The following is a 12,508-nucleotide window of genomic DNA, read 5'->3' on the forward strand; positions in this document are numbered from 1 at the left end:
CCCGTTCCCATCCCGAACACGGCCGTGACCCTGCTCAGCGCCGATGGTACTGCCCTCAGGGCGGAAGCGTAGGTCCCCTCCTGCTCCCTTTTTTTTCTCCACGGCCCTTCATGGATTCCCCATGAAGGGCCTTTTTTGTTGCAGCAATACACCACAAACCTTTGAAGTCATACAAAGGTTTGTACCAATAAGTTCAAAATCAGTATATTATACTAAAGCCAAAGCTTATTTAGGCTTTTAAAAGAACAGGAAGGCTTTAATGAAAAAGCTTTTATTTTCAATTATGGGCATTATATATGGAATTTTCTAAGTTTATTAGTCGATATAAGACGAAACTGAATGAGCTGTTTAATAAGGAAGAAGATATTAATGAGCTCAGTTTAAGCCGGGGACTGCCTGAGGATATCTTCCAGCAGGTGATGGAATGCAAGCCGCTCAGCGTGTTTATCCCGAAAGAATACGGGGGACGTGGCGCTCTCACCCATGAGGCGCTGGCCCTGTTGGAAGCAAGCTCATATGAATCGCTTCCGCTCTCCCTGATGATGGGAATAAACGGCGCCCTTTTTTTACAGCCCGTTGCAAACTATGGGTCCGAAGAAATCAAGAAGCCTATATTTGATCGGTTTCTCAATGAACAAAATATGGGGGGACTGATGATTACGGAGCCCGATTTCGGATCGGATGCCCTTCGTATGGAAACTTCTTTTGACAAGGTTCAAAATGGAGACGATATTGTGTATAACGTCAAGGGAACGAAGCATTGGGCCGGGTTAACAGGTGCCGCTGATTTCTGGCTTATTACTGCCCGGAGAAAAAGTAATTCCGGGAAGTTAGGCCGTGATATCGGCTTTTTTATCCATGACAGTAAGCGGGGGGGCATAGAAGTAGAGGAGTATTACAAGAATCTGGGACTATATATGCTTCCTTACGGCAGAAATAAAATCAACATTACAGTGCCTGAAGCCTACCGGCTACAGCCCAAATCAACAGGCATAAAAATGATGTTGGATACCCTCCACAGAAGCCGTCTTCAGTTTCCGGGAATGGGTATTGGATTTCTCAAACGTATGATGGTTGAAGGAGTTACGCATTGCAAAGATCGTTCGGTGGGGGGACAAAGTTTATTTAACTACGACCAGGTTAAAAAGCGACTCAACCGTTTACAGTCCTCTTTTACTGTTTGTTCGGCTATGTGTGCGTATACCAGCAAAAATGTGCCGATAGACAAGGATGTATCCGGCATGGATATCGCTGCAAATACGATCAAAACTTATACGACAGATTTGATGCAGCAGGCAGCCCAGTCGTTGTTGCAGCTGACGGGAGCTAAAGGTTATCGTCTTGATCATATAGCGGGACGCGCCCTGATCGACAGCCGACCCTTTCAAATTTTTGAGGGATCCAACGATATTCTGTATCAGCAAATTTCGGAATCCGTGCTGAAGCGGATGAGAAGGATGAAACTGGATAACTTGTATCAGTTTTTGAGTGACTTTAAGCTCACTGAGCGTGCTTCAGACTATTTTAGTGAGTTACTTGATTTTAAGATCGATAACAAACTCGCACAGGATCGACTCGTTGAATTGGGAAGAATACTCAGCAGAGTGATCTCACTGGAGTTTACGCTGCGGCTGAGCGATAAAGGTTTCAACCAGCAGCTGATTGAAAATACGATCCAAACGCTCCGGGGAGATGTGGAGCGGATGGTTACGACCTTTATCAATGAAAATGCGCCCGATGTGGTGGAAAATTATGAAGAATCCAGCTCCTGGCTTGAGTCGATTGCCCCCAAATACGCACATTCATCATAATGTTTAGTCATAGAGGCCTTTTGCCCACTCCTGCGGTATCATGCTGAATCATGACGGCAGTTCGAGGCGCTTCGTGTTCAGCATCAGTTACAACGGGGTGTTAGATGCTGTAACTCTTATTGTTATCCGGATTTGCAGATCCCTTCCCGGGGATTCGAAAAGGAGTACACGCGTTTTGCAAAGACTTCTTATAGAAATTCAATTCCATTAACTTAATATGGAGAAAATAGTTGTACTGACGGGTGCCGGAATGAGTGCCGATAGCGGACTCAAAACATTTCGTGATTCCGATGGCCTCTGGGAAGGACATGAGATAAGTCAGGTAGCAACCCCCCAGGCCTGGGAAAGAGATAGAGAACTGGTGCTTGATTTTTATAACCAACGCCGCAAACAGGCCTGTGAAGCCGATCCCCACCGGGGACATCAGGCGCTTGCAGAGCTTGAAGAGAAGTACGAGGTTACCATTATTACCCAAAATGTGGATTCCCTTCATGAACGGGCGGGGTCTACGGATGTCGTTCACCTGCATGGTGAGCTGTCCAAAGTTCGAAGCGAAGAAGATCCGTCGCTAATCTATGATATCGGGGGAGAGGCTGTTGAAGTGGGAGATACGGCTGAAGACGGCGCCCAGTTAAGGCCCCATGTGGTCTGGTTTGGCGAACCGGTGCCCCGGATGCAAAAAGCATCTGCAATCGTACCCGAAGCTGATATTTTGATGGTCATCGGTACCTCCCTGGTGGTATATCCGGCGGCGGGACTGACAGACCTGGCCCGGCCCGGAATACCGAAATACATTATTGATCCCGCCAACCCCGAATTGGTCGATTATTCCGGGTGGAAGCATATCCGGAAAACCGCTGAAAAAGGGACGCCTCCCTTGGCGAGCGAATTATTAGACAGGTAAAGTAGTTTAGTGGTATCTGCAATCATTTTAATAGACTAAAAAGTTCATGTCTGAAGATTATAAAGCAAGTGAAGAAGAGCAGGAAGTGTTAGAAAAGTACCTGCTGCAATTTTTAAACCTTGAGAAGCGATATCCCTTACTGCCGGGCATCGAAAACGAGGAAGCCATTGCCGGCCTGATGGGTATTGAAAAAGATGAACTGTTGAAGCTGAGAGGCCGGTTCTCCGCAAATGCCAGGCAGGCTGCTGTTGAGATGCTGGAGGACCCGGAGGTTGCTGAGTGGATCGAAGATCTTCCGTTTGAGGAAGGAGACACCATCGTGGCTCTGGGCGATTCCATTACCGATGACCTGCAAGGCTGGTTCCATATTTTTCAGCATGTACTGGAAATCGGATTGGACCAGCCGGACTTTACCTTCATTAACAGCGGCGTTTCCTATGATACTTCAACCGATGCCTTAAAGCGGCTGAATCGCGATGTGTTGGACCATCAACCCGACTGGGTAATCGTAGCCCTGGGTACCTTTGACGCCCAGCGGTTGCATGTGGCGCCCGACCGGCCGCTGGTTTCGCTTGCCGACTACTGGGAAAACCTGAATACCATCGAGTCTGCGGTATCGGAGGTAACGGATAATCCGCTTATCTGGATGAGCCCTCCCCCCGTAATTCCTGAAATGCTGCAACAGATCAGGCTTTTTAATTTTGACCTTTTTGAAGAAGATCTGAGCCGTATCCGGGAAATTCTTTCCGGCAAAAAAGGCTATATCGTCGATCCGCTTGGTGAACGCATGCACGAAGAAGAAGGAGATCAGGAGCAGGAAGCGGGGGACGAAAGTGATCTTCCGGCGGCCTGGAACTACCTGAGTGACGGGCTGCATCCCTCGCTTTCGGGTCACGTCAATACCGTTAAAGAACTTATCCGCTTTTTAGCGTTAGCCAGGGATCCGGAAGAGGGGAGCAGTTTTGAAACGCCCGATGACTACAAAGGTGGAGAAGCTTAGCCCGGGATCATTCTCTAAACAATTTGATTGTGTGCAAGGCGAAGTTGAACCAGGGAATAGAAATATAGACCATATACGTCGATTGCCTTTCGAAAAGACAACAACGTCGCCCACAAGTACATGTCGCAGTATTTTTCTGTCTTTCTCTCAAAGGTAAGCTTAATAATAATATGACATACATAAAGGTTATGTCGCATTCACGGCGAATAGTATGGATTTAAAGGTTCACACTTACATTCATCACCGTCAAAGAAGGAGTCCAGGAAGTTGAAAGTGCATTGGCAGAAACCGTGGTCTGTTTAACCATGGAGGGACTGATCATCCCGATTTCTACGGACCTTGAAGCATTTTCGTAGGTGATGAATCCATCCACATTCGAAGGGCTGGGCGTAGAGGCCTGGCTAAAATCAGGTCCCTCTGCCAGGAAAAAGGCGTCAACCAGTCCAAAACCGAATCCGGCCCACGCCCCGATACCGGAGCCGTATTGAAGGGCATCCGTCAGCGGTTCTTTGATGATCAGCGCTACGGAAGAGGCTATCAATGCCCCGCCTGCTGCTCCGTAAATAGTATCCAACAGTGGAATGACAGAAGAGTTGGTAGCGTCGTTGAAGGTCCCGGAAAGATAAAACTGCTGGCCCTTGTCGATCAGGGAAACATCATGAATACCCACACCAATACCGTAGAGCGTCCCGCTCCCGAGCCCCACGCGTATCGGGCCGAATTTGTCGTTGTCCTGGAGCGCCATTGTGGCCCCACCAAGCAGCACGCCGTTAATAGCTCCGTTCAGGGTATTTTGGCCTACCAGCTTGATAGACTGTGCCTTTGATTGTTGAGGAAGAACGGAAACAAATAGTGCGAAAATAAACAGTAGCTGTAGATATCTTTTCATGTCTTGAAAGGTAATGGTTTTAATGTTAGCCGTATTTTAGGCAGATGCAGTATAATTCCAAAATTATTCGGGATCTTCCAGGGCAACCGGTAAGATCTTCCCATTATAAAAAGCAGACCCGTTGAGGGAAAAGTCTGCTATATACTCCCCCATTTCTTCGGGGGAGACGGGCGCCTTAATGCCGGGGAATGCCTGCTCCAGCATCTCGGTCTGTACAGCGCCGAGGCACAATGCATTAACACTGATTCCTTGTCCCCCAAGCTCCCTCGAAAGACATTCCGTTAAAATACTCAGGGCTCCTTTGGACACGCTGTAGGCCGAAAGCCCGGGAAATTTAGCACTTCCCTGGAACCCGCCCATGCTGCTGATGTTAATGATATGTGCATTTGTATTAAAGTGAGGCAGCAATTGTTTCGTAATATTTACGGCGCTAATCAGATTGCCTTCGATCTGAGCACGCCAATCTTTCAATGATAGGTCCTCAAACGGCTTGTTTATAAGTGTGCCCGCATTATTGATGAGGATATCCACGCCCTCGAAAGTTGATGAAACAGTGCGAACAAGCTGATCCACGGCATCCTGGTCGGTCAAATCCGCGGGAATATCGGAAATAAAGGCGGGGTATTGTTGGCGTAGCCTTTTCAGTGGTCCCGCGGACCGCGCCACAGCCACCACCTGGTGACTCCGGTTTGCGAGCTGTTGACAGACTTCATAGCCGATTCCGCGGCTGGCTCCGGTAACAATAATAACTTTTGACATAGAGGGCTTTTTGTTGGTGAAAGTAAGAAGACCACAGGGATCTCACAACGTATAATATAATTGCGTTTACATAGAAGGCAGGTATTGTTTCATAGGGTTTATTTGGACCAATCCATTTTGCTCCCCTGCCATGTCATGGGAAAACCCGGCAGTCGGAAGCAGTGCATCAATATGATAAAAGGCATTCACAGGACGCTCCCGTCGAGCGGCTCACGATGTCTGGCATCCCGGTGTCCCGCAATATCGAATTGGTGTACTACCCATTTATTTTTGTTACTAATTCGCCGTCGATTTTATTAACTTTATGTCCATCGAAAATATATGACCACGCAAATAAATTAATGATCGATAAGCCACGAGATTATTGCGGTATTTTTGGGATTCAAAATCATCCTGATGCAGCCCTCCTTTCTTATTACGGGCTACACGCCCTGCAGCACAGGGGACAGGAATCGGCTGGTATAGTAACATCTTATTTTGACGAAGAAAAAAAACGATGGGTGATGCCCGCCCATCGCGACTTTGGCTTGGTGTTGAAAGTCTTTGACGACCAGAAAATGTTCAAAAACGAGCTGAAGGGACGCGCTGCCATCGGCCATAACCGGTATTCCACCACCGGAGCCGCCCGGAATCCTGCCAACATACAACCCTTTCGCGTGCATTATCACAAAGGCAATATTGCCATCGGACATAACGGAAACCTCGCCAACGCCCAACAGCTTCGCAATCGCTTTCGGCAAGAAGGCGTGCTCTTTCAGAGTACCTCTGATACCGAACTGATTCTGCACCTGATATCCCACAGCCAGAAGGCCACACAGATTGAGCAGGTACTGGATGCGCTCGAGCAGATTGAGGGAGCGTACAGCCTGGTGATGCTTACCGATGACAAGCTGATTGCGGTTCGTGATCCCAATGGATTTCGTCCCCTGGCCCTCGGCAAGGTAGACGGCAGTTACTGCATAGCCAGCGAAACCTGTGCTTTTGACATCATCGATGCCGAGTATATTCGCGATATTGACCCGGGCGAGGTGCTGGTGATCGACCAGGAAGCCGGCAGCGACTCGGAGCCGGATTCCTATCATCTCGAACCGGAATACGGGACCGATACCAGCCAGTGTATTTTTGAATACGTCTATTTTTCTCGTCCCGACAGCAAGATTTTTGGCGAGAATGTGGATAAAGTACGCCGAAATCTCGGGAAACACCTGGCCAAAGAGCATCCGATCAGTGAAGTCGTCCGCAGGGATACCGGCGACACCAAGCCGATTGTTATTTCGGTACCCGATTCCAGCAATACGGCGGCATTGGGGTATGTGCATGAAAACCAAAAACTGGGCTACGAATGTAAATTTGAGATCGGCTTGATTCGCAATCACTATGTAGGCAGAACATTTATTTCGCCCGGACAAAAATCCCGGGAGCAGAAAGTGCGGACGAAGTTTAACACGGTCAAAGGCGTTATTGAGGGTCGTTCGGTCATTATTGTCGATGATTCCATTGTCCGGGGGACGACCTCGCGGTACCTGGTGAACATGATCCGCCAGGCGAATCCCGCCGAAGTACACTTTCTGGTGAGTTCGCCGCCGGTTATCGGTCCCTGTTTTTACGGGCTGGATTTTCCCGATCCCAAAGAGCTGATCGCCAATCGATACGGTCGCGATATCGATGCAATGGCAAGAGAGATCGGAGTTGACAGTCTTCGTTATTTATCCGCGAAGGGATTGGTTGAGGCGGTCAGGGAATCGAATCCTTCCTCCGGCGGTTACTGTACCGCCTGCTTTACGGAAGATTACCCGGTGCCGGTCAATTTCGGAATTGGGAAAGAAGAAAATGAGATTGTTTGATGGAGTTTAAAAAAGCCCATTTCGTAACCGGTGCTCCTTCCCTGGACGTATGCCCGGATGCCTACTATCCTGAAATCTGTTTGGCCGGACGCTCGAATGTGGGAAAATCGTCGCTTATAAACGCGCTGGTCAATCACAAGGGGCTGGCCCGGACCAGTAACACGCCGGGAAAGACGCAGCAGATGAACTACTACCTGGTAGATGACAAGGCCTACCTGGTGGACCTGCCCGGCTTTGGGTATGCCAAAGTATCCAAAAAGGAGCGGGAGCGATGGGGCCGGGATATCCGTGAATACCTGTTGGAGCGGACTACCCTGCGACTGGTGGTCCACCTGGTGGATATCCGCCACAAGCCCAGCAAGCTGGATGAAGAATTTTTTTACTGGCTCGGTGCCAATCGTCTCCCGTTCATCGTCGTATTGAGCAAAGGCGATAAAATTTCCCGCAATAAGCGCCAGCAGTCCAAAGCACGGGTCAAGCGCATTTTAGATGAAATGAATATAGAAGTACCTATTGTTATAAGTTCCGTAAAAGAGGATATAGGTACCAGCGAAGTAAAAGACTTGATATCTGAATTTGTATCGTGATATAAATATAAAACCTAACGTTAAACGTATAATCGATCTCCATGTCATTTAGCATTCTTATCCTGGATAATGTTGACCCGCTCGCCGAAAAAGTTTTTGAAGAGCGCGGTATTAAAGTAACACGTAATCACAACCTGAGCGGAGAAGAGCTGCATCGCGAAATAAAAAAATACGACGGTATCGTCGTTCGCAGTTCAACGACCGTCAGTCCTGAAATCCTCCAATCGGCTGAGAAGCTGAAAGTAGTGGGACGGGCCGGCGTAGGCGTCGACAATATTGATATCGAGGCTGCCACCGCCCGCGGCGTACTGGTGATGAATACCCCCGACGGCAATACGGTCTCTACCGCGGAGCATACCTGTGGGATGATTTTAGCTATCGCCCGGAATATTCCCCAGTCGGTGCAGAAAGTGAAAAGCGGCGGATGGGATCGAAAAAAGTATATGGGTACGGAAGTTCATAATAAGACCCTCGGCATTATTGGGTTGGGAAAAATAGGGGGCGAAGTGGCCAAACGGATGAAGAAGTTCGGCATGAATATAAAAGCATACGATCCGTTCGCCTCCGTGGAAAAAGCGGACAGCCTCAATGTAGAATTGCTGGAGCTGGATGAGCTGCTGGGCGTTGCCGATTTTCTGACCGTGCATACCCCGCTTACCGAAAAGACCAAAGGGCTGGTCTCTATGGATAATGCTGACAAGCTGAAGAAAGGGGTATTTTTGATAAACTGCGCCCGCGGCGGTATTTATAAAGAGGAAGATTTGCCCCGGCTGATTGATGAAGGATACGTAGCCGGTGTCGCCGTAGATGCCTATTCCACGGAGCCGCCCAACGCCGGGCTGTATGAAATACTGGAGCACCCCAACATTATCTGTACCCCGCATTTGGGAGCTTCCACCGAAGAGGCCCAGGAAAAAGTAGCCGAGCAGATTGCGTATCAGATGTCCGACGCCCTGGAGCAAAAAAGTTTTAAGGGAAGCCTGAACGGCAAGTCCATTTCACTGACAACCAACAAAGAAGTACAGCCCTACCTGGAGCTGGCGCAAAGACTGGGAAGCGTGGCTATCCAGCTGGCTCCCGAGCACGCCAACGAGTTTTCGTTCGAATACAGCGGAGCCTGTTCCAGGTTCTCCGACGTGCTGACCGATTCGATCCTGAAAGGGATCCTCTCGCATCACGTAAGCGAAGCCGTGAACCTGATTAATGCCCGTCACTATGCCGATGAGCGGGGCATGAAGATCAAGGAAACCAAGGCCGGCGAGACCAAAACGTTTAACGACCTGATCACCATCCGGCTGGGCGAAGGAGCTGAGTACCAGAACATTTCGGCCACTGTCTTCGGGGAGAATGACTATCGCATCGTAGAAATTGACGGCTACGGTATTGAGCTTCGCCTGGAAGGGGATATCGTAATGTACCAGAATGTGGATAAGCCGGGAATGCTGGCCGGTGTCAGCAGCACCATGGCCGAGCAGGGCATCAACATCGGTTCCCTGAGCCTTGGAAGAACCGGTAAAGGCTCTAATGCCATTACGGCGATTTCGGTGGATAAGCCGCTGGATGAGGAAGAGCTCGAGCCGATCATCGGCATTGACGGCGTTAACGCATTGAAGTACATCAGCCTGACGAACGGAAAATAAAGGAAAAATCCGGAATTCAGAATCCGGGATCCGGGGATGTGTGGCATTATATTAAGAATAATAGCTTTCCATATGACTACAGACGCCCGGCCACTCCAAGGTATATTATGATATGGATATGAAATATCTCGATCATATCGGCATAGCGGTGGCGGACCTCGAGGAGGCGATCGAGACCTATGAAAAGCTGCTTGGGGCGGAATGCTACAAGCGCGAGACGGTCGATCAGCAGCAGGTAGAGACCGCCTTTTTCCGTGCCGGAGAGTCCAAGGTAGAGCTTCTGGGAGCCACCGGCTCCGATTCGGTTATTGCCGGATATATTGCCAAAAAAGGCGAAGGCATGCACCATGTGGCTTTTGAAGTGGAGGATATCCGCGGCGAGATGGAGCGGCTGCGCGGGGAAGGCTTTAGCGTGCTCTCCGAAGAACCCAGCCGCGGGGCCGATAATAAACTGGTCGCTTTCGTGCATCCCAAAGACAATCACGGCGTGCTGGTGGAGCTGTGTGAGTCGCTTGATTGAGGTAGAGGCCAAAAGGGGAAAAGGAAGCGGGGTCGGATGCGGCGAGTATTCCCTGAAGATTTCCTGACAGTCAGCGTAGGAGTTATCTCGTAAGTTTTAGTAACAGATCGAACTGAGCAGATATCAGCCGATCCGTACTGCCTTCTTCTTTTAGGCTAATATTGTGGAAGTATGCCCTGGCGGACCAACGATCGTTTGAAGTCTCTGTGATCATCCGCTCAGTCGGCAAATCGGTCGTTTGAGCATTCTGAAATAGCCTTATGGCCAGGGTATCCACTCCAAGGTTGAGGGCCCTCTCTTGTTGTCCCTCCAGCGAAAGCAGAATATTCAGCGAATCTGGGGCTATGCGGACCACCACCCTGTAATTGCCTGCCTGGAGGGTATCCGAGGGAGTGTCCGGCCGCAGGTGAATATCCCGCAACAGCCAGTCAAACTCATCGACTGCAAGGGAGCGGTTCGGCGTTGCTGAAAAATACCTGGCGGGGGTCACTCCCTCCCCCGGGCGGGGACTGAGCGTATATTCTATCCCCATCAGTTCAGCTATCTTTTGGGGACGCTCATGCCGGGCCAGCACCCGGGTGGAGTCGTTTTCCCCGACCGAAGTTGTTAACGAACTCAGATCCTGTTCAAACCACGGCTGAATACGCTCCAGTCCGTGGGTACTGTTAAGATAGTGAAGGATACTGCTGATCTCTCTCCGATCTTCAAAAGGGACAGCTTCCGAAGTTTGATGGATCGTACCCTCCTTCAGGAGGTTATGCTCCCGGGCAAAGTGCTGCAGGCGATTTACCTGGCTCCGTTCCGCTACCGAAAAGGCACCCCACGGGCCGAAAGAAATGAGAAAGGCCACCACAGCCAGCGATGCGGGGACAACCTTAATGTTTTCTGTTTTGCTGAGGATAAAGTAGCCGACAACGCCGGCGAGCCATAATCCCAATACCAGAACAAAATACCGGTTGACCGTAATGCCGTATTCGTTAATGCGCACCCAGATGGCGAGCAGCAGCAGGATCACCAGCGGTATCAGGGCACGGAAATAGCTGCGTGAAAACCGTTTGATCCACCGGTTCTCCACCTGCTCCCGGATCGGATGCAACAACAAGAGTGCCAATATGCCCGCTACCGAAAAGCTTAGCACAAGGTAGGCCACCCAGCCTTCCGGCCAGGACCATTGGAGAATGATTTTACCCGTATAGAGGTAGAGGATGACCAGGTATACGATAACGAGCGGTAAAAGTATGTGCTGCGTAAAAACTTTCAGTCCTTTGGGATATGCATGCATGGCATCGAGCTGCTGCAGCGATGAAGGGATTCCGGCCAAAAAGAACCAGGTATTGAAAATACCGCCAATGAGCACGAACAGCTGCAGGTACAGATCTCCTTCTATATCCACCCCGAAAAGCACATCGATGGAGCCGAGGGCGACGGCAAGTCCGACAAAGAGCACGCCCGAAAAGAGAACGGCGGTTAAAATCCGCAGGAACAGCGTTTTATTATACTGCCAGAAACCATTCATATTTCCTTTACCCCAAAAAGGAGCAATAGCGACCACCAGATGCAGAGCTATAAAATAGAGGATATACCGGAGCAGGGGTTCGGATGGAGCCCCATCGAGGGCAGCGGGGAGCAGGAAGTAATAGATAAGAAGCACGGCCGCCCCCGCAGTGCTGGCTATCATTACTGTTGTCCCGCCCCACCTGTGCTGTTCTCCGACCAGCGGAAGGGCGGTAAACAACGGGATACCCAGCACCAGAACAAAGAGGACGTTATACAAAAAACTCACTCCCTCGAGCTGCTGGTGAGGCAAGGCGATTAGATACACCGCAAGAAGAGCCGCTGAGATGGCCGAAGCGATAGCAAACGGAAAGCGGCTAAGCGTGGAAAAAGACTGTTTTACAATATGTTCCAGCGAAGGAAATTTCATGGGTCGGGGAATTAGGTCACCTGACTATCAATCGGACGGCCCGGTAATGGCGCAGGCCGCCCTGCATGTTAAGCAACAATATCAGATAAGCAGACAAAAATAACAATCGGTAGTTTGAAGTTGAGTTTTGTGGCGAATGATGATATCTTTGGTCTCACTAATTCGGAACTCTATCAGACCAGGGGGGCGAGGTCTCCGAACTTTAGCGACGGGGAATTTCGCAGAGTTGCGATTTAGTGCTTGTGATTGATGTATTTCGGGACGTGGCGCAGTCCGGTAGCGCACACGACTGGGGGTCGTGGGGTCGCAGGTTCAAATCCTGTCGTCCCGACCACGAAAAAGCCCTGTAATGGCAGTATAAGCCGTTACAGGGCTTTATTATTTTTAAGATATTTTGAGGCAGGGCAGGCTGATCTGATTGCTGATGTTCCGAAGCCATGCTTCGGCTAATTTCTCCTTCATTCCATAATCCAATGAGAGGTATATCAAGCGGTATCTCAATTGTTAGGCCAAAGCTAACTGGCCAAGTATGGGGAAATATCCAATTATCGACACCTTATCCAAACCTGCTGTTGTGGGTATAGCTACAAAATAGGGGTACTCCATTGGGAAAGGGAATCACTGAATAGC

General features: G+C 49.7%; 10 protein-coding genes, 1 tRNA gene and 1 rRNA gene. 9 read left to right on the forward strand and 3 right to left on the reverse strand.

Features of this window, described 5'->3' with window-relative positions; all coding sequences use genetic code 11:
* From rrf to BUB16_RS01980, 4 genes are all read left to right on the forward strand, one after another.
* Positions 1–85 (forward strand): 5S ribosomal RNA (gene rrf, locus BUB16_RS22345); the annotation flags it as partial.
* Between the two features lie 211 nt (positions 86–296).
* Positions 297–1,811, forward strand: coding sequence for an acyl-CoA dehydrogenase family protein (locus tag BUB16_RS01970; protein WP_073059160.1), 1,515 nt, complete (start codon positions 297–299; stop codon positions 1,809–1,811).
* A 217-nt stretch (positions 1,812–2,028) separates the two neighbouring features.
* Positions 2,029–2,715: a Sir2 family NAD-dependent protein deacetylase gene (locus BUB16_RS01975; protein ID WP_073059161.1), complete on the forward strand. Its 687-nt coding sequence runs from the start codon at positions 2,029–2,031 to the stop codon at positions 2,713–2,715.
* A gap of 46 nt (positions 2,716–2,761) precedes the next feature.
* The gene (locus BUB16_RS01980; RefSeq protein WP_073059162.1) at positions 2,762–3,715 is read left to right on the forward strand and encodes an SGNH/GDSL hydrolase family protein; all 954 of its coding nucleotides are present in this window, start codon (positions 2,762–2,764) and stop codon (positions 3,713–3,715) included.
* Between the two features lie 217 nt (positions 3,716–3,932).
* Here BUB16_RS01980 and BUB16_RS01985 read toward each other — a convergent pair whose 3' ends face one another.
* Positions 3,933–4,604, reverse strand: a complete 672-nt coding sequence (locus BUB16_RS01985) for a hypothetical protein (RefSeq protein ID WP_073059163.1) — start codon at positions 4,602–4,604, stop codon at positions 3,933–3,935.
* 63 nt (positions 4,605–4,667) lie between these two features.
* Positions 4,668–5,363, reverse strand: a complete 696-nt coding sequence (locus BUB16_RS01990; protein WP_073059164.1) for an SDR family NAD(P)-dependent oxidoreductase — start codon at positions 5,361–5,363, stop codon at positions 4,668–4,670.
* 341 nt (positions 5,364–5,704) lie between these two features.
* Here BUB16_RS01990 and purF point away from each other — a divergent pair, with 341 nt between their 5' ends.
* The 4 genes from purF (at position 5,705) to mce (ending at position 9,954) form a co-directional block, all read left to right on the forward strand.
* Positions 5,705–7,207, forward strand: a complete 1,503-nt coding sequence (gene purF, locus BUB16_RS01995) for an amidophosphoribosyltransferase (protein WP_073059165.1) — start codon at positions 5,705–5,707, stop codon at positions 7,205–7,207.
* Positions 7,207–7,794: a ribosome biogenesis GTP-binding protein YihA/YsxC gene (yihA, locus tag BUB16_RS02000; protein ID WP_073059166.1), complete on the forward strand. Its 588-nt coding sequence runs from the start codon at positions 7,207–7,209 to the stop codon at positions 7,792–7,794. Before purF ends, yihA begins: the two co-directional genes overlap by 1 nt.
* Before the next feature lie 41 nt (positions 7,795–7,835).
* A complete protein-coding gene (serA, locus tag BUB16_RS02005; RefSeq protein WP_073059167.1) occupies positions 7,836–9,434 on the forward strand; it encodes a phosphoglycerate dehydrogenase in 1,599 nt (532 codons plus the stop codon).
* A 118-nt stretch (positions 9,435–9,552) separates the two neighbouring features.
* Positions 9,553–9,954 carry a methylmalonyl-CoA epimerase gene (mce, locus tag BUB16_RS02010; RefSeq protein WP_073059357.1) on the forward strand — a complete coding sequence of 134 codons (402 nt, stop codon included), beginning with the start codon at positions 9,553–9,555 and terminating at the stop codon, positions 9,952–9,954.
* 82 nt (positions 9,955–10,036) lie between these two features.
* On the opposite strand, the gene BUB16_RS02015 is transcribed toward mce, so the two are convergent.
* Positions 10,037–11,878, reverse strand: coding sequence for a DUF4153 domain-containing protein (locus tag BUB16_RS02015; protein WP_073059168.1), 1,842 nt, complete (start codon positions 11,876–11,878; stop codon positions 10,037–10,039).
* Between the two features lie 257 nt (positions 11,879–12,135).
* On the opposite strand from BUB16_RS02015, the gene BUB16_RS02020 reads away from it, so the two are divergent.
* Positions 12,136–12,212 (forward strand) — tRNA-Pro (locus tag BUB16_RS02020).
* Positions 12,213–12,508: the final 296 nt, after the last annotated feature.

Origin of the sequence: Fodinibius roseus (assembly GCF_900129315.1) — a bacterium.
GTDB lineage: Bacteria > Bacteroidota > Rhodothermia > Balneolales > Balneolaceae > Fodinibius > Fodinibius roseus.

Coding starts and splice junctions, on each gene's coding strand:
- BUB16_RS01990 (WP_073059164.1), bottom strand. CDS start 5,363: ATGTCAAAAGTTATTATTGTTACCGGAGCCAGCCGCGGAATCGGCTAT.
- purF (WP_073059165.1), top strand. CDS start 5,705: ATGATCGATAAGCCACGAGATTATTGCGGTATTTTTGGGATTCAAAAT.
- yihA (WP_073059166.1), top strand. CDS start 7,207: ATGGAGTTTAAAAAAGCCCATTTCGTAACCGGTGCTCCTTCCCTGGAC.
- BUB16_RS01975 (WP_073059161.1), top strand. CDS start 2,029: ATGGAGAAAATAGTTGTACTGACGGGTGCCGGAATGAGTGCCGATAGC.
- BUB16_RS01985 (WP_073059163.1), bottom strand. CDS start 4,604: ATGAAAAGATATCTACAGCTACTGTTTATTTTCGCACTATTTGTTTCC.
- BUB16_RS01970 (WP_073059160.1), top strand. CDS start 297: ATGGAATTTTCTAAGTTTATTAGTCGATATAAGACGAAACTGAATGAG.
- BUB16_RS02015 (WP_073059168.1), bottom strand. CDS start 11,878: ATGAAATTTCCTTCGCTGGAACATATTGTAAAACAGTCTTTTTCCACG.
- serA (WP_073059167.1), top strand. CDS start 7,836: ATGTCATTTAGCATTCTTATCCTGGATAATGTTGACCCGCTCGCCGAA.
- mce (WP_073059357.1), top strand. CDS start 9,553: ATGAAATATCTCGATCATATCGGCATAGCGGTGGCGGACCTCGAGGAG.
- BUB16_RS01980 (WP_073059162.1), top strand. CDS start 2,762: ATGTCTGAAGATTATAAAGCAAGTGAAGAAGAGCAGGAAGTGTTAGAA.